The organism is Citrobacter sp. CK206 (assembly GCF_030333125.1).
Lineage (GTDB): Bacteria > Pseudomonadota > Gammaproteobacteria > Enterobacterales > Enterobacteriaceae > Citrobacter_B > Citrobacter_B koseri.
The window spans coordinates 1-22302 of sequence record NZ_JAOWGM010000022.1 but is presented as its reverse complement, the minus strand read 5'-3'; the positions used below and the strand labels follow the sequence as shown (position 1 = coordinate 22302).

Below are 22302 nucleotides of genomic sequence, written 5' to 3'. Positions count from 1 at the left end.
TCTGGACGTCTAAAACTCGTCATATTTCGACTTGCAGATGCGTTGGCTTCCTCGCTTACCCCAGTCACTTACTTCAGTAAGCTCCTGGGGATGCGCATCGTTGCCGCCTTCCTGCAAGCCGAACTATTTAGAGTTTTTTATTCAGATTCAATGAAATAAGAGAGGAATAAACATGACAATCCGCAATCACACCCTCGGTTTTCCTCGCGTTGGCCTGCGTCGTGAGTTAAAAAAAGCGCAAGAGAGCTACTGGGCGGGCAACGCCACCCGTGAAGACCTGCTGGCAACCGGACGTGAACTGCGTGCGCGCCACTGGGATCAACAAAAGCAGGCGGGCATCGACCTGCTGCCGGTGGGCGATTTCGCCTGGTACGACCATGTTCTGACCACCAGCCTGTTGCTGGGCAATGTACCGGCTCGTCATCAGAACAGCGACGGCTCGGTGGATATCGACACTCTGTTCCGCATTGGCCGCGGTCGCGCGCCGACCGGTGAACCGGCTGCGGCGGCGGAAATGACCAAATGGTTTAACACCAACTATCACTACATGGTGCCGGAGTTTGTGAAGGATCAGCAGTTTAAACTGACCTGGACTCAGCTTCTGGATGAAGTGGACGAAGCGCTGGCGCTGGGTCACAAGGTGAAACCGGTACTGCTGGGGCCGGTAACCTACCTGTGGCTGGGTAAAGTGAAAGGTGAGTCGTTCGACCGTCTGAGCCTGCTGAACGACATTCTGCCGGTCTACAAACAGGTACTGACCGAGCTGGCGAAACGTGGCGTTGAATGGGTACAGATTGATGAACCTGCGCTGGTGCTGGAACTGCCGCAGGAATGGCTGAATGCTTACAAGCCCGCGTATGATGCGCTGCAAGGCCAGGTGAAGCTGCTGCTGACGACCTATTTTGAAGGCGTCACGCCGAATCTGGATACCATCGCCGCGCTGCCGGTACAGGGCCTGCACGTTGATCTGGTACACGGTAAAGATGACGTTGCCGAACTGCACAAGCGTCTGCCGTCTGACTGGCTGCTGTCTGCGGGGCTGGTTAACGGTCGCAACGTCTGGCGCGCCGATCTTACGGAAAAATATGCGCAAATTAAGGACATTGTCGGCAAACGCGACCTGTGGGTGGCCTCGTCCTGCTCTCTGCTGCACAGCCCGATCGACCTGAGCGTCGAAACCCGTCTGGATGCGGAAGTGAAGAGCTGGTTTGCTTTCGCGCTGCAAAAATGCGGTGAACTGGCGCTGCTGCGCGATGCGCTGAACAGCGGCGACACGGCAAAACTTGAAGCGTGGAGCGCGCCGATTCAGGCTCGTCGCCACTCCACCCGCGTGCACAACGCGGCGGTGGAGAAACGTCTGGCGGCAATTACCGCCCAGGACAGCCAGCGTGCCAGCCCTTATGCCGCACGTGCCCAGGCGCAGCGTAACCGTTTTAACCTGCCGTCATGGCCGACCACCACGATCGGCTCATTCCCGCAGACGACGGAAATCCGCGGCCTGCGTCTGGACTTCAAAAAGGGCAACCTTGATGCGAATCACTACCGTACCGGCATCGCTGAACACATCAAACAGGCGATCGTTGAGCAGGAGCGTTTAGGTTTAGACGTACTGGTACACGGTGAAGCTGAGCGTAACGACATGGTGGAGTACTTCGGTGAGCATCTGGATGGTTTTGTTTTCACCCAGAATGGCTGGGTGCAGAGCTATGGCTCTCGCTGCGTGAAACCGCCGGTCGTCATTGGCGATGTCAGCCGCCCGGAACCGATCACCGTGGAGTGGGCGAAATACGCGCAGTCCCTGACTGATAAACCGGTGAAAGGGATGCTGACCGGCCCGGTGACGATCCTCTGCTGGTCATTCCCGCGTGAAGATGTGAGCCGTGAAACCATCGCTAAACAGATTGCGCTAGCGCTGCGTGATGAGGTTGCCGATCTGGAAGCGGCGGGAATCGGCATCATTCAGATTGATGAACCGGCACTGCGTGAAGGGCTGCCGCTGCGTCGCAGCGACTGGGATGCTTACCTGCAATGGGGTGTGGAAGCCTTCCGCATCAACGCTGCGGTGGCGAAGGATGATACCCAGATCCATACCCACATGTGTTACTGCGAGTTCAATGACATCATGGATTCTATCGCGGCGCTGGATGCGGACGTGATTACCATTGAAACGTCGCGTTCTGATATGGAGCTGCTGGAATCGTTCGAAGAATTTGAATACCCGAACGAAATCGGGCCGGGCGTCTACGACATTCACTCGCCGAACGTACCGAGCGTCGAGTGGATTGAAGCCCTGCTGAATAAAGCCGCTCAGCGTATTCCGGCGGAACGTTTGTGGGTGAACCCGGACTGCGGCCTGAAAACCCGCGGCTGGCCGGAAACCCGCGCCGCGCTGGCGAACATGGTCAAAGCCGCGCAGAATCTGCGTCAGGCATAATTCGCTGCTCGGGAAGCGCTAGCGCTTACCCGGGTTACAGGAAATCGCAACTGTTGTAGGCCCGGTAAGGCGTAGCCGCCACCGGGCAATTAACGTTTATTTCTTCCCGCCGTACTGCGCAAACCACTCCAGCATTCTTTGCCAGCCATCTTTCGCCGACTCTTCATGATAGCTCGGACGATAATCCGCATTAAAAGCATGTCCTGCATCCGGGTAAACGACGATCTCCGCTTTGGCGTTTGCTGCGCGCAGCGCCTGCCGCATGGTTTCGACGGTATCCACGGGAATGCCAGTGTCCTGCCCGCCATACAGCCCCAGAACCGGCGCGTTCAGATCGGTCGCGATATCCACCGGGTGTTTGGGCGAGTTCAGGGTTTTGTCCCCGACCAGCTTTCCATACCATGCTACCGCGGCTTTTAACTGTGGATTGTGTGCTGCATACAGCCAGGTAATGCGCCCGCCCCAGCAAAAGCCGGTTATCATCAGACGATGTACATCGCCGCCGTTGCGGGAGGCCCAACTGGCGACGTGGTCCAGATCCGCCAGTACCTGAGAGTCCGGTACTTTGGCCACCAGACCGCTTAATAGCGTTGGGATATCGGCAAAATCGTTCGGATCGCCTTCGCGGAAATAGAGTTCTGGTGCGATAGCCAGATACCCTTCCAGCGCCAGGCGGCGGCAAACGTCGCGAATATGTTCATGAACGCCAAAGATCTCCTGCACCACAATGACAACGGGTAACGCGCCATCGTTCACTTTTGGCCGCGCGTGCCAGGCGGGCATCTCATCACCCTGAGTAGGAATGGATGTTACGCCTGCGATAATGGCGTCATCCGGGGTGTGAACCGTTGTGGTAGCAAGGGGGGAAGCAGCAGGTGCAAAGCCAGATTGTTGTGTCGTTGTCATGGTATTCTCCGTACCCTTAAGGAAATAGCGCAATGTTAAATATAGACAGCATGCAACAAATCACATTGCCTGAAACAGGCTATCTTTTGTGCAATGGTGCGCGGTATTGATATGTTTATGTGATGTAACTCACTATTTTATGGTAATTCAATGCAATTTATTTACTTCATGGTGATGAGCGTCACGAAACTATTTTTAGCTCTTCGGTAAAGTGTCTTTTTGCTTCTTCTGACAAACCCGATTCACAGAGGAGTTTTTATGTCCAAGTCTGATGTTTTTCATCTCGGCCTCACCAAAAATGATTTACAAGGGGCTACGCTGGCTATCGTCCCTGGCGACCCGGAGCGTGTGGAAAAGATCGCCGCGCTGATGGAAAAGCCGGTTAAGCTGGCATCTCATCGCGAATTCACCACCTGGCGTGCTGAGCTGGATGGTAAAGCTATCATCGTCTGCTCTACCGGTATTGGCGGCCCGTCCACCTCTATTGCGGTAGAGGAACTGGCGCAACTGGGTATTCGTACTTTCCTGCGTATCGGCACCACTGGCGCTATTCAGCCGCATATCAACGTGGGCGATGTGCTGGTCACAACCGCGTCTGTACGTCTGGACGGAGCGAGCCTGCACTTTGCGCCGATGGAGTTCCCGGCCGTCGCCGATTTTGAATGTACGACTGCGCTGGTTGAAGCGGCGAAATCCGTGGGCGCGACCACTCACGTTGGCGTTACCGCCTCTTCTGACACCTTCTATCCGGGTCAGGAACGTTACGACACCTTCTCTGGCCGCGTCGTTCGTCATTTCAAAGGTTCTATGGAAGAGTGGCAATCGATGGGCGTCATGAACTACGAAATGGAATCCGCCACGCTGCTGACCATGTGCGCGAGCCAGGGTCTGCGTGCCGGTATGGTGGCGGGCGTCATCGTTAACCGCACTCAGCAAGAGATCCCGAATGCGGAAACGATGAAACAGACCGAAAGCCATGCGGTGAAAATTGTCGTGGAAGCGGCGCGTCGTCTGCTGTAATTCTTCCCTTCCCCACGAAAGGCCGACGCGTTCGGCCTTTTCTTTTTGCGTAGCGCCTCGCAGGAAAACCCTTTCAAACTGGACGTTTATACAGCACAATTCTATTTTGTGCGGGTAATTCCTTGATGCAGGGGGCGTGGTGGATATCACAATCATTTTGTATGCCGTGTTGGCGCTGGCAGGTGTGGGGGTAGGCTGGCTGATCGCCAGTTATCAACAGGCGCAGCATAAGGCCGAACAGCTAGCGGAACGTGAAGAGATTGTGGCGTCGCTCAGCGCTGCAAGACAGCAGGTCGCTCTAAGCGAACACTGGCGCGAAGAGTGTGAACTGCTCAATAACGAACTGCGCAATCTGCGGGACATCAACACCTCGCTGGAAGCGGATCTGCGTGAAGTCACCACGCGGCTGGAGGCCACTCAGCTGCATGCGGAAGATAAAATCCGCCAGATGATCAACAGCGAACAGCGCTTAAGCGAGCAATTTGAGAACCTTGCCAACCGCATCTTCGAGCAGAGCAACCGCCGGGTTGATGAGCAAAACCGCCAGAGTCTGAATAGCCTGTTAACGCCGCTGCGCGAACAGCTGGATGGCTTCCGTCGCCAGGTGCAGGACAGCTTTGGTCAGGAGGCGCGTGAACGCCACACCCTGGCGCATGAGATCCGCAATCTACAACAGCTGAATGCGCAGATGACGCAGGAAGCGGTGAACCTGACGCGCGCATTGAAAGGCGATAATAAAACCCAGGGTAACTGGGGAGAAGTGGTGCTGACGCGCGTACTTGAAGCCTCGGGTCTGCGTGAAGGTTATGAGTATGAAACCCAGGTGAGTATTGAAAATGACGCCCGCTCGCGTATGCAGCCGGATGTTATTGTGCGTCTGCCGCAAGGGAAGGATGTCGTCATCGACGCCAAAATGACGCTGGTTGCCTATGAGCGCTATTTTAACGCTGAAGATGAGTACACGCGCGAAAGCGCGTTGCAGGAGCACATCGCGTCAGTACGTAACCATATTCGCTTGCTGGGGCGCAAGGATTACCAGCAGTTGCCGGGGTTACGCACGCTCGACTATGTGCTGATGTTCATTCCTGTCGAGCCTGCGTTTTTACTGGCGCTGGACAGACAGCCCGAACTGATTACCGAAGCGCTTAAAAATAATATTATGCTGGTCAGCCCGACGACGTTGCTGGTGGCGTTGCGTACGATTGCCAACTTATGGCGCTATGAGCATCAAAGCCGTAACGCGCAGCACATCGCAGACAGAGCCAGCAAACTCTACGACAAGATGCGCTTATTTATCGATGACATGTCATCCATCGGCCAGAGTCTGGACAAAGCGCAGGACAACTACCGACAAGCCATGAAAAAACTCTCCTCAGGGCGTGGAAATGTGCTGGCGCAGGCGGAGGCTTTTCGTGAGCTGGGGGTGGAAATCAAACGCGAGATAAATCCGGATCTGGTTGAACGTGCGACCTCGCAGGATGAAGAGTATCGTTTACGCGCGGTTCCTGAAGATCAACAGGATACGCCTTGTGCTGATGATGAGCGGGTAAATCAGCAATCGCACTAGTTCATTCGGGGTAGCGGAGCCCGGTTGAAGGGTAGGGCAAATTGGCCCAATCTGTTACACTTCTCGAACATTTTATTGATGAGCAGGCACTGAGATGGTGGAAGATTCACAAGAAACGACGCACTTTGGCTTTCAGACCGTCGCTAAAGAGCAGAAAGCTGACATGGTGGCCCACGTTTTTCATTCTGTGGCGTCAAAGTACGATGTCATGAATGACTTGATGTCATTTGGCATTCACCGCTTGTGGAAGCGCTTCACCATCGACTGTAGCGGCGTACGTCGTGGTCAGACCGTTCTTGACCTGGCGGGCGGTACAGGCGACCTGACAGCCAAATTCTCGCGTCTGGTTGGCGAAACCGGCAACGTTATCCTGGCGGATATCAATGACTCAATGCTCAAAATGGGCCGCGAGAAGCTGCGTAACATTGGCGTGATTGGCAATGTTAAGTACGTGCAGGCCAACGCCGAAGCGCTACCTTTCCCGGATAACACATTCGATTGCATCACCATTTCGTTTGGTCTGCGTAATGTGACGGAAAAAGAGAAAGCGCTGCGCTCCATGTACCGTGTACTGAAACCGGGCGGGCGTTTGCTGGTACTTGAGTTTTCTAAACCAATTATCGAGCCGCTGAGCAAAGCGTATGACGCATATTCATTCCACATTTTGCCGCGTATTGGCTCAGTCGTGGCGAATGATGCGGACAGTTACCGCTATCTGGCGGAATCTATCCGTATGCATCCGGATCAGGACACCTTAAAAGCGATGATGCAGGACGCCGGGTTTGAAAGCGTCGATTACTACAACCTGACGGCGGGCGTTGTTGCGCTGCATCGTGGCTATAAGTTCTGACAGGAGACCGGGGATGCCTTTTACACCCTTCGTGACCGCAGGAATCGAAAATCTGCTCAATACCTTTCTGTACCGTTCACCGGCGCTGAAATCCGCCAGAGCGCGTTTGCAGGACAAGGTGCTGCGTGTGGAGCTCAAAGGATTTTCGACGCCGCTCGTATTGGTGTTCAGTGAACGCCAGGTCGATGTGCTGGGGGCATGGGAAGGCGAGGCTGATTGCACGGTCATCACACATGCCAGCGTGTTGCCTGAATTGCGCGATCGCCAGCGGCTTACCGCGCTTATTCGCAGCGGCGAGCTGGAGGTTCAGGGCGATATTCAGGTGGTACAGAATTTTGTGGCGCTGGCCGATCTGGCGGAATTCGATCCCGCAGAGCTTTTAGCGCCTTATACCGGCGATATCGCGGCGGAAGGGATCAGCAAAGTCCTGCGTGGCGGCGCTAAGTTTTTACGTCATAACATTCAGCGTCAGCAGCGTTATATCGCTGAGGCGATGACTGAAGAGTGGCGTATGGCGCCCGGGCCGCTGGAAGTGGCATGGTTTGCAGAAGAAACGGCAGCCGTTGAGCGTGCAGTAGACGCGCTGACTAAACGGCTGGAAAAACTGGAGGCCAAATGACGCCAGGTGAAGTACGGCGCCTTTATTTCATCATTCGCACCTTTTTAAGTTACGGCCTTGATGAGCTCATCCCCAAAATGCGTATCACGCTGCCGCTTCGGTTATGGCGTTACTCATTATTCTGGATGCCGAACCGGCATAAAGACAAACCGCTGGGTGAACGATTAAGGCTGGCTTTGCAGGAGCTGGGGCCGGTGTGGATCAAATTTGGTCAAATGCTTTCCACCCGTCGTGACCTTTTCCCGCCTCAGATTGCCGATCAGCTTGCGCTATTGCAGGATAAAGTCGCCCCTTTTGATGGCGCGCTGGCGAAAGCACAAATTGAAGAAGCAATGGGCGGCCTGCCTGTTGAAGAGTGGTTTGATGACTTTGACATCCAGCCATTAGCCTCTGCGTCGATTGCCCAGGTACATACCGCGCGGCTGAAGTCGAACGGTAAAGAGGTGGTGATTAAGGTTATCCGCCCGGATATTCTGCCGGTTATTAAAGCCGATTTAAAACTGATCTACCGTCTTGCCCGTTGGGTGCCGCGCCTGCTGCCGGACGGACGACGCCTGCGCCCGACCGAAGTCGTTCGCGAGTATGAAAAAACGCTGATCGATGAGCTGAATTTGCTGCGTGAATCGGCAAACGCCATCCAGCTACGGCGTAATTTCGAAAACAGCCCCATGCTGTATGTTCCCGAAGTCTATTCCGACTACTGTAGTCAGGACATGATGGTCATGGAGCGGATTTACGGCATTCCCGTTTCGGATGTGGCGACGCTGGAAAAGAACGGCACCAACATGAAGCTGCTGGCTGAGCGTGGCGTACAGGTCTTCTTTACCCAGGTGTTCCGCGACAGTTTTTTCCATGCGGATATGCACCCTGGCAATATCTTCGTCAGCTATGAGCATCCTGAAAATCCGAAATACATTGGGATTGATTGCGGCATTGTGGGGTCGCTGAACAAAGAGGATAAACGCTATCTGGCGGAGAATTTCATCGCGTTCTTTAACCGTGACTACCGCAAAGTAGCGGAACTGCATGTGGATTCAGGGTGGGTGCCACCGGATACCAATGTTGAAGAGTTTGAGTTCGCTATCCGCACCGTGTGCGAGCCTATTTTCGAAAAACCGCTGGCGGAAATCTCGTTTGGTCACGTTTTATTAAACCTTTTCAATACGGCGCGTCGATTTAACATGGAAGTCCAGCCACAGCTGGTATTGTTACAAAAGACATTGCTGTATGTTGAAGGGGTTGGACGCCAGCTCTATCCACAGTTGGATCTGTGGAAAACGGCGAAGCCGTTTCTTGAATCCTGGATTAAAGATCAGGTTGGCATTCCTGCGCTCACCAGAGCACTTAAGGAAAAAGCGCCGTTCTGGGTCGAAAAAATGCCAGAAATACCTGAACTGGTGTATGACAGTTTGCGCCAGGGCAAATATTTACAGCACAGTGTTGATAAGATTGCGCGCGAGCTTCAGGAGAATCATGTGCGTCAGGGACAATCCCGCTATTTACTGGGCATTGGCGCGACGTTGTTGTTAAGTGGGACATTCCTGCTTGTCAGCCGCCCGGAATGGGGGCTGATGCCTTGCTGGTTAATGGCCGGAGGCCTGGTCGCCTGGCTGATTGGCTGGCGTAAAACTCGCTGATTTTTTCATCGCTCAAGGCAAGTCGTGTATAATGCGACCTTAATAATTCATCATCTATCACAGAGGAACTCGTATGGGTGGTATCAGTATTTGGCAGTTGTTGATCATTGCCGTCATCGTTGTACTGCTATTTGGCACCAAAAAGCTCGGCTCCATCGGTTCCGATCTTGGCGCGTCCATTAAAGGCTTCAAAAAAGCGATGAGCGATGATGATGCAAAGCAGGATAAAACCAGTCAGGACGCTGATTTTACCGCTAAATCTATCGCTGATAAGCAAGGTGAAGCGCAAGGCGAAGCGAAGAAAGAAGACGCCAAAAGTCACGATAAAGAGCAGGTATAATTCGTGTTTGACATCGGTTTTAGCGAACTGCTGTTGGTATTCGTGATCGGCCTCATCGTTCTGGGGCCTCAACGATTGCCGGTAGCGGTAAAAACGGTAGCGGGCTGGGTACGCGCGTTGCGATCCCTTGCGACCACGGTTCAGAATGAACTGACCCAGGAGCTGAAGCTCCAGGAGTTCCAGGACAGTCTGAAGAAGGTCGAAAAAGCGAGCCTCCAGAACCTGACTCCAGAACTGAAAGCCTCGATGGATGAACTTCGTCAGGCCGCGGAGTCGATGAAGCGTTCCTACAGCGCCAACGATCCTGAAAAAGCGAGCGATGAAGCGCATACCATCCATAATCCGGTGGTGAAGGATAACGAAGCGCAGCATGAAGGGGTTACACCTGCCGCCGCTGAAACCCAGGCCAACTCTCCTGAGCAAACACCGGAAACGGCTGATGCCGGGCAGCCTGAACAGACGGAAGCCGCTTCCGTAAACGAGATGGACGCAGAAAAGAAATCCGCCGCGACTGTTGTCGAATCCTCCCCCTCGTCGAGTGATAAATCGTAAACATGGCTGTAGATGATACCCAACCTCTTATTACGCATCTGATTGAACTGCGTAAGCGTCTGTTGAACTGCATTATTGCGGTTATTGTGATTTTTCTGGCGTTGGTCTATTTCGCCAATGACATTTATCACATGGTTGCCGCGCCGCTGATCGAACAGATGCCGCAGGGTGCGACGATGATCGCCACCGACGTGGCCTCGCCGTTTTTCACCCCTATCAAACTGACTTTCATGGTGTCGCTGATCCTGTCTGCGCCCGTGATTTTGTACCAGGTATGGGCGTTTATTGCCCCTGCGCTGTATAAGCATGAACGTCGTCTTGTCGTGCCGCTGCTGGTGTCCAGCTCGCTGCTGTTCTATATCGGCATGGCGTTCGCCTACTTTGTGGTCTTCCCGCTCGCGTTTGGTTTCCTTGCCAATACCGCGCCGCAGGGCGTACAGGTTTCTACCGATATCGCCAGTTACCTCAGCTTTGTGATGGCGTTATTTATGGCATTCGGCGTCTCTTTCGAGGTGCCCGTCGCGATTGTCCTGCTCTGCTGGATGGGGGTAACTACCCCTGAGGACTTGCGTAAGAAGCGTCCTTACGTCGTGGTTGGCGCGTTTGTCGTGGGGATGCTGTTGACGCCGCCAGATGTCTTCTCACAAACATTGCTGGCGATACCGATGTACTGCCTGTTTGAGGTTGGCGTGTTCTTCTCTCGCTTCTATGTCGGTAAACGACGTCCACGAGAAGAAGATGACGAGGCCGAGACTGAGCAGGCCGGGAAAACTGAAGAATAAACGCAACCGCCCGTCAGGGCGGTTGTTATATGGGAGGAAGCATGTTTGATATCGGCGTTAATTTAACCAGTTCGCAATTTGCGAAAGATCGCGATGACGTGGTGACGCGCGCGCTGGCTGCCGGGGTGTCGGGTATGCTTCTGACCGGAACCAATCTTCACGAAAGCCAGCAGGCGCAAAAACTGGCGCAGCGTTATGCCTGCTGCTGGTCGACGGCTGGCGTACATCCGCATGACAGCAGCCAGTGGCAATCAGAAACTGAAGACGCGATCGTTGCTCTGGCGAGCCAGCCGGATGTGGTGGCGATTGGCGAATGTGGTCTGGACTTCAATCGTAATTTTTCCACGCCGCAAGAACAGGAACGTGCATTCCAGGCGCAGTTGCGCATTGCCGCTGAGTTGCAGATGCCCGTTTTTATGCACTGTCGGGATGCGCATGCGCGTTTTCTGGCGCTGCTTGAGCCGTGGCTGGATAAACTCCCGGGCGCGGTGTTGCATTGCTTTACCGGTACGCGTGAGGAGATGCAGGAGTGCATAGACAGAGGGCTTTATATCGGTATCACGGGTTGGGTCTGCGATGAACGTCGCGGTCTTGAATTGCGTGAGTTGCTGCCCTTCATCCCTGCGGAAAAACTGTTGATTGAGACCGACGCCCCCTACCTGTTGCCGCGCGATCTCACGCCTAAACCGGCTTCGCGGCGTAACGAACCGGCGCATCTGGCGCACATTCTTGCGCGCGTTGCCCACTGGCGCGGGGAAGACCCGCAATGGCTGGCGGCCACAACGGATGCCAATGTTAAAACGCTGTTTGGGATTGCTTTCTAAAGCGCGCTTAAACTTTACGAAACGCGGTGTTTTTCACGCTCTGCTTCACCTCTTTATTTAGCAGGTTAAGCAGCAGCATGGAGCGCGCTTCGCCATCCGGTTCGGTAAAAATCGCCTTCAGACCTTCAAATGCGCCTTCAGTGATAATCACGCTGTCCCCCGGGTAGGGCGTTTCGGGATCAACAATGCCTTCCGGTTTGTAGACAGAAAGCTGATGAATCACGTTGGACGGAACGGTGGCAGGGTGCGCGCCAAACCGCACGAAGTGGCTGACGCCGCGCGTGGCGTTGATCGTGGTGGTATGAATCACTTCCGGGTCGAATTCAACAAACAGATAGTTAGGAAAGAGCGGTTCGCTAACGGCGGTACGTTTGCCGCGCACCATTTTTTCCAGCGTGATCATCGGCGTCAGGCAATTTACCGCCTGTCTTTCGAGGTGTTCCTGGGCACGCTGAAGTTGCCCGCGCTTGCAGTACAGTAAATACCAGGATTGCATAATAACTCTTATCCGCTTGTCCGGGGCGCAAGCATAACAAAAGCCATGCGCTAAGTTAATTATACCCGTTGTATTTCAGGCTGCTTCTTTGTTGACTACCTCGCCGCAACCTGAAATTTATTGGGTAGATAACCCCTGGGTTCCCCTGTACCGTCAGAGTTCACGCTAATTTAACAAAAATACAGCATCACGATGATGAACGCCGTATAATGAGGCGCTTACAAAGAGGCCACAACTGACGCCATGAAATATCACGACTTACGCGACTTCCTGACGCTGCTGGAACAGCAGGGTGAACTCAAACGCATTACGCTTGCGGTAGATCCTCATCTGGAAATGACTGAAATTGCTGACCGTACGCTGCGTGCGGGCGGGCCTGCTCTGTTGTTTGAAAATCCCAAAGGCTATGCGATGCCGGTGCTGTGCAACCTGTTTGGCACGCCCAGACGCGTCGCAATGGGCATGGGCCAGGAAGATGTCACCGCGTTGCGCGAAGTCGGCAAGCTGCTGGCGTTTCTGAAAGAGCCGGAGCCGCCGAAAGGGTTCCGCGACCTGTTTGATAAGCTGCCGCAGTTTAAGCAAGTGCTGAACATGCCGACCAAACGGCTACGCGGCGCGCCGTGCCAGCAGAAAGTGTTCTCTGGCGACGACGTTGATTTACAGCGTATTCCCATCATGACCTGCTGGCCGGAAGATGCAGCGCCGCTTATTACCTGGGGGCTGACCGTGACGCGCGGCCCTCACAAAGAGCGGCAAAATCTGGGGATCTACCGTCAGCAACTGATCGGCAAAAACAAGTTGATCATGCGTTGGTTGTCGCATCGTGGCGGCGCGCTGGATTTCCAGGAGTGGTGCGCGGCGCATCCTGGTGAGCGTTTCCCGATTGCCGTGGCGCTGGGCGCCGATCCGGCCACCATTCTCGGCGCAGTGACCCCCGTACCGGATACACTGTCGGAATACGCGTTTGCAGGGCTGCTGCGTGGCACAAAGACGGAAGTGGTTAAATGTCTCTCCAGCGATCTTGAAGTACCTGCAAGTGCGGAAATCGTCCTGGAAGGTTATATTGAACCGGGCGAAATGGCGGCGGAAGGGCCGTATGGCGACCACACCGGTTATTACAATGAAGTGGATAACTTCCCGGTTTTCACCGTTACGCACATTACGCAGCGTGAAGACGCCATTTATCACTCAACTTATACCGGCCGACCGCCTGATGAACCTGCTGTGCTCGGCGTGGCGTTGAATGAAGTCTTCGTCCCGATTTTGCAAAAGCAGTTCCCGGAAATTGTTGATTTCTATCTTCCGCCGGAAGGGTGTTCTTATCGACTGGCCGTTGTAACGATGAAAAAGCAGTACGCGGGCCATGCGAAACGCGTCATGATGGGCGTTTGGTCATTTTTACGCCAGTTTATGTATACCAAATTTGTTATCGTCTGCGATGACGACGTCAACGCACGCGACTGGAATGATGTGATTTGGGCGATCACCACCCGTATGGACCCGGCGCGGGATACGGTGCTGGTAGAAAACACCCCCATTGATTATCTGGATTTTGCCTCGCCGATCTCCGGGCTAGGTTCAAAAATGGGACTGGATGCCACAAACAAATGGCCGGGCGAAACCCAACGTGAGTGGGGGCGTCCTATCAAGAAAGATCCTGAAGTGACTGCGCGTATTGACGCGATTTGGGATGAGTTGGCCATCTTTAACGACGGTAAAGGCGCCTGAGGCGCGATCGTTTTGCCCTATAGACCCGACAGAGGGAGCGCATGACAACCTTAAGCTGTAAAGTGACCTCGGTAGAAGCTATCACCGATACCGTATATCGCGTTCGTTTAGTGCCAGACGCGGCGTTTTCCTTTCGCGCTGGTCAGTATCTGATGGTCGTAATGGATGAGCGGGATAAGCGTCCGTTCTCTATGGCCTCCACGCCGGATGAGCATGGATTCATTGAGCTGCACATTGGCGCTTCGGAGCTTAATCTGTATGCGATGGCGGTGATGGATCGCATTCTGAAAGACAGAGAAATTGTCGTCGATATTCCGCATGGCGAAGCCTGGCTGCGTGATGATGAGGAGCGCCCGCTGATTCTGATTGCGGGGGGAACGGGTTTCTCCTATGTCCGTTCAATTTTGCTGACGGCGCTTGCGCGTAATCCGAATCGCGACGTGACGATCTACTGGGGCGGGCGTGAAGAGAAGCATCTCTACGATCTCGCTGAGCTGGAGGCGCTTTCGGTTCAGCACCCGAATCTGCGCGTTGAGCCGGTGGTTGAGCAACCGGAAGAAGGCTGGCGTGGCCGCACGGGTACGGTATTAACTGCGGTATTGCAGGATCACGGTACGCTGGCGGGGCATGATATCTACATTGCCGGTCGTTTTGAGATGGCGAAAATCGCTCGTGACCTGTTCTGCAATGAGCGTAACGCGCGGGAAGATCGCCTGTTTGGCGATGCGTTTGCCTTTATCTAAGCAATAAAAAACCCGCCCCTGACAGGCGGGAAGAACGGCAACTAAATTGTTATAGAGTGGCATTTGCGTTGTAGGCCGGATAAGACGCCTGAGCGTCGTCATCCGGCATGGTCGCCGGGGGCGCTTCGCTTGCCCGGCCTGCAATAAATAACGCTCTATGATTAAACTCGCTCAAATACTGTCGCGATACCCTGACCTAATCCGATACACATCGTCGCCAGGCCAAACTGGGCGTCTTTGCGCTCCATCAGATTCAACAGCGTGGTGCTGATGCGCGCCCCGGAACAACCCAGCGGGTGGCCCAGTGCGATCGCGCCGCCGTTGAGGTTGATCTTCTCGTCAATCTGCTCCATCAGTCCCAGATCTTTTATACACGGCAGGATCTGCGCGGCAAACGCTTCGTTCATTTCAAACAAATCGATATCGCTGGCGGCAAGCCCTGCTTTTTTCAGCGCCAGTTTTGACGCCGGAACCGGGCCGTAACCCATAATCGAGGGATCGCAACCGACAACCGCCATTGAACGAATGCGAGCGCGTGGTTGCAGGCCCAGTTCACGCGCACGGCTTTCGCTCATTACCAGCATGGCGGCTGCGCCATCGGAGAGGGCGGAAGAAGTGCCTGCGGTCACGGTGCCGCTGACCGGATCAAACGCGGGGCGCAGAGTCGACAGCGCTTCGACGGTGGTCTCCGGGCGGATGACTTCGTCGTAGTTAAACTGCTTCAGCACGCCGTCGGCGTCATGACCGCCGGTCGGGATGATCTCGTTTTTAAACGCGCCGGACTGCGTGGCTGCCCAGGCGCGGGCGTGTGAACGTGCGGCAAACGCATCCTGCATTTCACGGCTGATGCCGTACATACGGGAAAGCATTTCTGCCGTCAGCCCCATCATCCCGGCGGCTTTGGCTACGTTGCGGCTCAGGCCGGGATGGAAATCGACGCCATGACTCATTGGTACATGGCCCATATGCTCCACGCCGCCAATCAGGCACGCCTGTGCGTCGCCGGTCATGATCATCCGTGCGGCATCGTGCAGCGCCTGCATGGAGGAACCACACAGACGGTTAACGGTGACAGCCGGAACGGAGTGGGGGATTTCAGCCAGTAGCGCGGCGTTGCGGGCGATGTTAAAACCCTGCTCCAGCGTTTGTTGCACGCAGCCCCAGTAAATGTCGCCGATAGCGGCTGCTTCCAGCGCGGGATTACGCGCCAGCAGACTGCGCATTAAGTGTGCGGAGAGATCTTCTGCCCGCACGTTACGAAATGCGCCGCCCTTTGAACGGCCCATCGGGGTGCGAATTGCATCGACAATGACAACCTGTTCCATTGTGACTCCTTAAGCCGTTTTCAGGTCGCCAACCGGGCGGGCTGGCTCAACCGGGGGATAGTACGGTTCGTTATGGCGCGCTTTGTTACGCAGACCTTCCGGCACTTCATAGAGTGGGCCGAGGTGCTGATACTGCTGCGCCATATCGAGATATTTTGCGCTGCCGAGCGTATCCAGCCAGCGGAACGCGCCGCCGTGGAACGGAGGGAAGCCCAGACCGTAAACCAGCGCCATATCCGCTTCTGCCGGACTGGCGATGATGCCTTCTTCCAGACAGCGCACCACTTCGTTGACCATCGGAATCATCATGCGGGCGATAATCTCTTCGTCGCTGAAGTCGCGCTTCGGCTGGCTGACCTCTGCCAGCAGGCTGTCCACGGCCGCATCTTCTTCTTTCTTCGGCTTACCTTTGCTGTCTTCTTTATAGCGCCAGAAGCCGAGACCGTTTTTCTGACCATAGCGGCTGGCGTCAAACAGCGCGTCGATGGCATCACGATAATCTTTCTGCATACGCTGTGGGAAACCGGCCGCCATGACTGCCTGCGCATGATGCGCGGTATCAATCCCGACCACATCCAGCAGATAAGCCGGGCCCATCGGCCAGCCAAACTGTTTCTCCATCACTTTGTCGACTTTGCGGAAATCGGCGCCGTCGCGCAGTAGCTGGCTGAAACCGGCGAAATACGGGAACAGTACGCGGTTAACAAAGAAGCCGGGGCAGTCGTTGACCACAATCGGCGTTTTGCCCATTTTGCTGGCCCAGGCGACGACTTTAGCGATGGTTTCATCCGAGCTTTTCTCGCCGCGGATGATTTCAACCAGCGGCATCCGGTGTACCGGGTTAAAGAAGTGCATGCCGCAGAAGTTTTCCGGGCGCTTCAGCGCGCTTGCCAGTTCACTAATTGGAATGGTGGACGTATTTGACGCCAGCACGGTATCCGGGCGGACGTTGTCTTCAGTCTCCGCCAGTACCGCTTTCTTCACTTTCGGGTTTTCCACTACCGCTTCGACCACTACATCAACGCGATCAAAACCGGCGTAGTTCAGCGTTGGGTGAATCGTTGAAATCACGCCCGCCAGTTTCAGGCCGTCGATCCTGCCGCGTTCCAGCTGCTTATTCAGCAGTTTCGCCGCTTCGGTCATGCCCAGCGTCAGGGATTTGTCGTTGATATCTTTCATGATCACCGGCACGCCTTTCCAGGCTGACTGGTAAGCGATGCCGCCGCCCATAATACCTGCGCCCAGTACGGCTGCCTGCTTCGGTGTTTCAACGTCTTTGGTCAGCTTTTTCGCTTTACCTTTCACGAACTGATCGTTGAGGAAGATGCCGACCAGCGCGCGGGCTTCATTGGTATGCGCCAGCGGGACAAAGCTTTTATTTTCCAGATTCAGGGCTTCTTCACGGCCAAAGCGTGCGGCGGCTTCGATCGTTTTCACGGCGGTCATCGGGGCGGGGTAATGCTTCCCGGCCGTCTGCGCCACCATGCCTTTGGCGATAGTAAAGCTCATCGCCGCTTCAATTTTACTGAGCTTCAACGGTTCCAGCTTCGGCTGGCGTTTGGCTTTCCAGTCCAGTGAGCCGTCAATCGCCTGACGTAATACCGCTATTGCGCCATCAAGCAGTTTTTCCGGTTTCACGACACCGTCGACCAGGCCGATTTTCAGCGCCTGCTCAGCGCCGATGTCTTTCCCGGCAGCAATAATTTCCAGCGCGCTGTCAGCGCCCAGCATACGCGGCATACGGACAGAACCGCCAAAGCCCGGCATGATGCCCAGCTTCGTTTCTGGCAGGCCAATGCGCAGATCCGGCGTCACCAGACGATAATCGGTCGCCAGTACGCACTCGCAGCCGCCGCCCAGCGCATAGCCGTTGATGGCGGAAAGCGTTGGTACCGGTAAATCTTCGAGGCGATTAAAGACGCTGTTGGCAAAGTGCAGCCACTGGCTTAACTGTTCTTCAGGAACAAGGAACAGCGAAAGGAATTCGGTGATATCAGCACCGACAATAAAGGCTGCTTTGTTAGAGCGCAGCAGCAGCCCTTTTAAATCTGTTTGCTTTTCCAGCACGTCCAGCGCCTGGCCGAGGCTGGCGACGGTCGCAGTGTCGAGTTTATTGACCGATCCTGGGGCATCGAACACCAGTTCGGCGATGCCATCTTCCAGCCAGTCGAGGTACAGGGTGTCGCCTTTGTAAAGCATGTCAGTCTCCTGAATCCGCAAGGTGATCTGGTCATACCAGATGAAGCGAGTGTGTATTTTGTGTTAAAAAAATGCAAATGAGAGATTAAAAAAATGCCGATGCGATCACGCTCGGCAGAAATCACGCTCTCCCGGAGCGATGTGCTAAGATGCGGAGACTCGAGGTCAAAAAAACAGAAGGGTAGAAAATGGAATCACTGGCCGCACTCTATAAAAATCATATCGTTACCTTACAAGAACGGACGCGTGACGCACTGGCGCGTTTTAAGCTGGATGCGCTACTTATTCACTCCGGCGAGCTTATCAACGTCTTCCTCGACGACCATCCCTATCCGTTTAAAGTTAACCCGCAGTTTAAAGCCTGGGTACCGGTCACACAGGTTCCAAATTGCTGGTTGCTGGTCGATGGCGTGAATAAACCCAAACTGTGGTTCTACCTGCCGGTGGATTACTGGCACAACGTTGAGCCGCTGCCCACGTCATTCTGGACCGAAGAGGTAGAGGTGATTGCCCTGCCGAAAGCCGACGGTATTGGCAGCCAGCTCCCTGCCGCGCGCGGTAATATCGGTTACATCGGTCCGGTGCCGGAGCGTGCGCTGCAACTGGATATCGCCGCCAGCAACATCAACCCGAAAGGGGTGATCGATTACCTGCATTACTACCGTGCGTACAAAACGGATTACGAACTGGCCTGTATGCGTGAAGCGCAGAAAACGGCGGTGAATGGACACCGTGCCGCAGAAGAAGCGTTCCGTTCCGGTATGAGCGAGTTCGACATTAACCTGGCTTACCTGACCGCGACCGGCCACCGTGACACCGATGTGCCTTATAGCAATATCGTGGCGCTCAACGAGCACGCTTCGGTTCTTCATTACACCAAACTGGATCATCGCGCGCCGTCTGAAATGCGCAGCTTCCTGCTGGATGCCGGGGCGGAATATAACGGTTATGCCGCAGACCTGACGCGTACCTGGGCGGCAAACAATGACACCGATTACGCTCAGTTAATCAAAGATGTGAATGACGAACAGCTAGCGCTGATTGCGACCATGAAAGCGGGCGTCAGCTACGTGGATTATCACATTCAGTTCCATCAACGCATCGCGAAATTGCTGCGTAAGCATCAGATCGTCACCGATATCAGCGAAGAAGCGATGGTCGAGAACAATCTCACCGGGCCGTTTATGCCGCACGGTATTGGTCATCAACTGGGTCTTCAGGTTCATGATGTTGCAGGCTTTATGCAGGACGATACCGGGACGCATCTGGCCGCGCCGTCGAAATACCCTTATCTGCGCTGCACCCGCGTGCTGCAACCGCGCATGGTGTTGACCATTGAGCCGGGGATCTACTTTATCGAATCGCTGTTGGCGCCGTGGCGCGAGGGGCAATTCAGCAAGCACTTCAACTGGCAGAAAATTGAAGCGCTGAAACCGTTCGGCGGCATTCGTATTGAAGACAACGTGGTGATTCACGAAAACGGTGTTGAAAATATGACGCGGGATTTGAAACTGGCGTGATGGACAGCTGGTTAATCCCTGCGGCGCCGGTCACTGTCGAGGAAGAGATCAAAAAAAGCCGCTTCATTACGCTGCTCGCCCACACGGACGGTGTTGAAGCGGCGAAAGCCTTTGTTGATGCTGTCAGAGCGGCGCATCCAGATGCGCGTCATCATTGCGTGGCATGGGTGGCGGGCGCGCCGGATGATTCACAACAGCTGGGATTTTCTGATGATGGCGAACCGGCGGGAACGGCGGGCAAACCGATGCTTGCCCAGCTAATGGGCAGCGGCGTTGGCGAGATCACCGCTGTTGTGGTGCGTTACTATGGCGGTATTCTGCTCGGCACCGGTGGGCTGGTAAAAGCCTACGGCGGCGGCGTGAATCAGGCGTTGCGTCAGTTAACGACGCAGCGCAAGACGCCGTTAACCGAATATACTTTGCAGTGTGAGTACGGCCAACTGGCCGGAATAGAAGCATTATTAGGGCAGTTTGCCGGTCAAATCGTTACCAGCGATTATCAGGCATTCGTTCGGCTCAGGGTGGCGCTTCCTTATGCAAATGTGGATGAATTTTCAGCAAGGCTGGCGGATTTTAGCCGTGGTTCATTGCAATTGTTAGCGATTGAAGAATAATCCCACCTCATTTTGAAGAACAAAGGAAGCGGCAGAGATGCATTTTCGCGCCATTACCCGAATCGTTGGACTGTTGGTCATTTTATTTTCGGGAACAATGATCCTCCCTGGACTGGTTGCGTTGATCTACCGTGATGGGGCGGGGCGGGCATTCACGCAGACATTCTTTGTCGCACTGGTGATCGGCTCTCTGCTGTGGTGGCCCAACCGCCGGGAGAAAGGCGAGCTTAAATCCCGCGAAGGGTTTCTCATTGTGGTGCTGTTCTGGACCGTACTGGGAAGCGTGGGGGCGTTGCCGTTTATCTTCTCTGAAAGCCCGAACCTCACCATTACCGATGCTTTTTTTGAATCATTCTCCGGCTTAACGACAACGGGCGCGACGACGCTGGTGGGGCTGGACTCTTTACCGCACGCGATTCTCTTTTACCGCCAGATGCTGCAATGGTTTGGCGGGATGGGGATCATTGTGCTGGCGGTGGCGATTCTCCCTATCCTCGGCGTCGGGGGGATGCAGCTCTACCGCGCAGAAATGCCGGGGCCGCTGAAAGACAATAAAATGCGCCCGCGTATTGCGGAAACGGCAAAGACGCTATGGCTGATTTATGTGTTACTGACGGTGGCCTGCGCGCTGGCGCTATGGTTCGCCGGAATGCCCGCGTTTGACGCCATTGGGCACAGTTTTTCTACTATCGCGATCGGCGGTTTCTCTACGCACGATGCCAGCGTCGGTTATTTCGATAGCCCGACCATTAACAGCATCATGGCTATCTTCTTGCTGATCTCTGGCTGTAACTACGGTCTGCACTTCTCTTTATTAAGCGGGCGCAGCCTGAAAGTTTACTGGCGTGACCCTGAATTTCGCATGTTCATTGGCGTTCAGTTGACGCTGGTAGTGATCTGTACGCTGGTGCTGTGGTTCCACGATATCTATAACTCGGCGCTGACCACGCTCAACCAGGCGTTCTTTCAGGTCGTATCAATGGCGACAACCGCCGGGTTTACCACCGACAGCATCGCCCGCTGGCCGCTCTTTCTGCCGGTGCTGCTGTTATGCTCTGCGTTTATCGGCGGCTGTGCGGGGTCAACGGGCGGCGGGCTGAAGGTGATCCGCATCCTGCTGCTGTTCAAACAGGGGAACCGTGAACTGAAGCGTCTGGTCCATCCGAATGCGGTTTACAGTATAAAACTGGGGCACCGTGCGTTGCCGGAACGTATCCTCGAAGCGGTATGGGGATTCTTTTCTGCTTATGCCTTAGTCTTTATTGTCAGTATGCTGGCCATTATCGCGACTGGCGTGGATGACTTTTCCGCGTTTGCCTCCGTTGTGGCGACCCTTAACAACCTGGGGCCAGGGTTAGGTGTGGTTGCGGACAACTTTGCCAGCATGAACCCTGTTGCGAAATGGATTCTGATCGCCAATATGTTATTTGGTCGTCTTGAAGTCTTTACTTTGCTGGTACTTTTTACCCCTACCTTCTGGCGTGAATAATGGAGTAACACGTGAAAACATTGATTCTTTTTTCTACCCGGGACGGACAAACGCGCGAGATAGCTTCTTATCTGGCCTCGGAATTAAAGGAGCTGGGGATCTGGGCGGATGTGATTAATCTCCATCGTACTGAAGAGCTGGACTGGCAAAGTTACGATCGCGTGGTGATTGGCGCCTCTATTCGTTATGGGCATTACCATGCCGCTTTCCAGGAGTTTGTGAAGAAGCACGCTACGCGCCTGAACGCGATGCCGAGTGCGTTTTATTCCGTTAACCTTGTCGCGCGTAAACCTGAAAAGCGCACACCGCAGACCAACAGCTACGCGCGCAAGTTTCTGATGAGTTCGCAGTGGCGACCCGATCTTTGCGCCGTTATTGCTGGCGCGCTTCGTTACCCTCGTTACCGCTGGTATGACCGTCTGATGATTAAGCTCATTATGAAGATGTCTGGCGGTGAAACGGATACGAGTAAAGAAGTGGTCTATACCGACTGGGAACAAGTGGCGAATTTTGCCCGCGACATCGCCCAATTAACCAACAAATCGTTGGCAAAATAAACGTAAAGAATAAAAAACACGCAGTCGGAAAATAATTTTAAATTTCCCCTTGTCAGGCCGGAATAACTCCCTATAATGCGCCTCCACTGACACGGAACAA

The 22302-nt window shown here is 54.6% G+C and carries 20 protein-coding genes; 16 read left to right on the top strand and 4 right to left on the bottom strand.

The features are described from left to right. Positions 1–172 precede the first annotated feature (172 nt). Positions 173–2434 (top strand): 5-methyltetrahydropteroyltriglutamate--homocysteine S-methyltransferase, encoded by a 2262-nt coding sequence (gene metE / locus OGX81_RS06340; protein ID WP_104867957.1) that lies wholly within the window; start codon positions 173–175, stop codon positions 2432–2434. Between the two features lie 96 nt (positions 2435–2530). Here the strand turns inward: metE and OGX81_RS06335 are convergent, their stop codons facing one another. Continuing rightward, positions 2531–3340, bottom strand: a complete 810-nt coding sequence (locus OGX81_RS06335; protein WP_104867956.1) for a dienelactone hydrolase family protein — start codon at positions 3338–3340, stop codon at positions 2531–2533. Positions 3341–3598: 258 nt separating this feature from the next. On the opposite strand from OGX81_RS06335, the gene udp reads away from it, so the two are divergent. From udp to tatD, 9 genes are all read left to right on the top strand, one after another. After that, positions 3599–4360: a uridine phosphorylase gene (gene udp / locus OGX81_RS06330; RefSeq protein WP_104867955.1), complete on the top strand. Its 762-nt coding sequence runs from the start codon at positions 3599–3601 to the stop codon at positions 4358–4360. Positions 4361–4499: 139 nt separating this feature from the next. Next, the gene (gene rmuC / locus OGX81_RS06325) at positions 4500–5927 is read left to right on the top strand and encodes a DNA recombination protein RmuC (RefSeq protein ID WP_024130102.1); all 1428 of its coding nucleotides are present in this window, start codon (positions 4500–4502) and stop codon (positions 5925–5927) included. 94 nt (positions 5928–6021) lie between these two features. After that, the gene (gene ubiE / locus OGX81_RS06320; RefSeq protein WP_012131179.1) at positions 6022–6777 is read left to right on the top strand and encodes a bifunctional demethylmenaquinone methyltransferase/2-methoxy-6-polyprenyl-1,4-benzoquinol methylase UbiE; all 756 of its coding nucleotides are present in this window, start codon (positions 6022–6024) and stop codon (positions 6775–6777) included. A gap of 13 nt (positions 6778–6790) precedes the next feature. Next, positions 6791–7396, top strand: coding sequence for a ubiquinone biosynthesis protein UbiJ (gene ubiJ, locus OGX81_RS06315; RefSeq protein WP_012131180.1), 606 nt, complete (start codon positions 6791–6793; stop codon positions 7394–7396). Beyond that, positions 7393–9033, top strand: a complete 1641-nt coding sequence (ubiB, locus tag OGX81_RS06310; RefSeq protein WP_012131181.1) for a ubiquinone biosynthesis regulatory protein kinase UbiB — start codon at positions 7393–7395, stop codon at positions 9031–9033. Before ubiJ ends, ubiB begins: the two co-directional genes overlap by 4 nt. Positions 9034–9106: 73 nt before the next feature. Next, positions 9107–9373 carry a Sec-independent protein translocase subunit TatA gene (tatA, locus tag OGX81_RS06305; RefSeq protein WP_012131182.1) on the top strand — a complete coding sequence of 89 codons (267 nt, stop codon included), beginning with the start codon at positions 9107–9109 and terminating at the stop codon, positions 9371–9373. 3 nt (positions 9374–9376) lie between these two features. Further along, positions 9377–9925, top strand: a complete 549-nt coding sequence (tatB, locus tag OGX81_RS06300; RefSeq protein ID WP_012131183.1) for a Sec-independent protein translocase protein TatB — start codon at positions 9377–9379, stop codon at positions 9923–9925. Between the two features lie 2 nt (positions 9926–9927). Further along, a complete protein-coding gene (tatC, locus tag OGX81_RS06295) occupies positions 9928–10707 on the top strand; it encodes a Sec-independent protein translocase subunit TatC (RefSeq protein WP_012131184.1) in 780 nt (259 codons plus the stop codon). A gap of 41 nt (positions 10708–10748) precedes the next feature. Then, on the top strand, positions 10749–11531 hold the full coding sequence (gene tatD, locus OGX81_RS06290; RefSeq protein WP_104867954.1) for a 3'-5' ssDNA/RNA exonuclease TatD: 783 nt from the start codon (positions 10749–10751) through the stop codon (positions 11529–11531). Positions 11532–11538: 7 nt separating this feature from the next. On the opposite strand, the gene rfaH is transcribed toward tatD, so the two are convergent. Further along, positions 11539–12027 carry a transcription/translation regulatory transformer protein RfaH gene (gene rfaH / locus OGX81_RS06285; protein ID WP_104867953.1) on the bottom strand — a complete coding sequence of 163 codons (489 nt, stop codon included), beginning with the start codon at positions 12025–12027 and terminating at the stop codon, positions 11539–11541. A gap of 243 nt (positions 12028–12270) precedes the next feature. Here rfaH and ubiD point away from each other — a divergent pair, with 243 nt between their 5' ends. Together ubiD and fre are read left to right on the top strand one after the other, a co-directional pair. Next, entirely contained in the window at positions 12271–13755 is a 1485-nt protein-coding gene (ubiD, locus tag OGX81_RS06280; protein ID WP_012131187.1) for a 4-hydroxy-3-polyprenylbenzoate decarboxylase, read from the top strand. A 41-nt stretch (positions 13756–13796) separates the two neighbouring features. Continuing rightward, the gene (gene fre / locus OGX81_RS06275) at positions 13797–14498 is read left to right on the top strand and encodes an NAD(P)H-flavin reductase (RefSeq protein ID WP_012131188.1); all 702 of its coding nucleotides are present in this window, start codon (positions 13797–13799) and stop codon (positions 14496–14498) included. 161 nt (positions 14499–14659) lie between these two features. Here fre and fadA read toward each other — a convergent pair whose 3' ends face one another. After that, a complete protein-coding gene (gene fadA / locus OGX81_RS06270; protein ID WP_104867951.1) occupies positions 14660–15823 on the bottom strand; it encodes an acetyl-CoA C-acyltransferase FadA in 1164 nt (387 codons plus the stop codon). 9 nt (positions 15824–15832) lie between these two features. Then, a complete protein-coding gene (fadB, locus tag OGX81_RS06265; RefSeq protein ID WP_071258148.1) occupies positions 15833–18022 on the bottom strand; it encodes a fatty acid oxidation complex subunit alpha FadB in 2190 nt (729 codons plus the stop codon). Positions 18023–18210: 188 nt separating this feature from the next. Between fadB and pepQ the strand changes: the two genes are divergently transcribed. From pepQ to hemG, 4 genes are read left to right on the top strand one after another with little or no spacing between them, the layout of a single operon-like run. Beyond that, positions 18211–19542, top strand: coding sequence for a Xaa-Pro dipeptidase (pepQ, locus tag OGX81_RS06260; protein ID WP_012131193.1), 1332 nt, complete (start codon positions 18211–18213; stop codon positions 19540–19542). Next, a complete protein-coding gene (locus OGX81_RS06255; RefSeq protein ID WP_012131194.1) occupies positions 19542–20156 on the top strand; it encodes an IMPACT family protein in 615 nt (204 codons plus the stop codon). The genes pepQ and OGX81_RS06255 overlap by 1 nt, the downstream gene beginning before the upstream one ends. Positions 20157–20193: 37 nt before the next feature. After that, a complete protein-coding gene (trkH, locus tag OGX81_RS06250) occupies positions 20194–21645 on the top strand; it encodes a Trk system potassium transporter TrkH (RefSeq protein WP_012131195.1) in 1452 nt (483 codons plus the stop codon). A gap of 11 nt (positions 21646–21656) precedes the next feature. Next, positions 21657–22202, top strand: a complete 546-nt coding sequence (gene hemG / locus OGX81_RS06245; protein ID WP_047459942.1) for a menaquinone-dependent protoporphyrinogen IX dehydrogenase — start codon at positions 21657–21659, stop codon at positions 22200–22202. Positions 22203–22302: the final 100 nt, after the last annotated feature.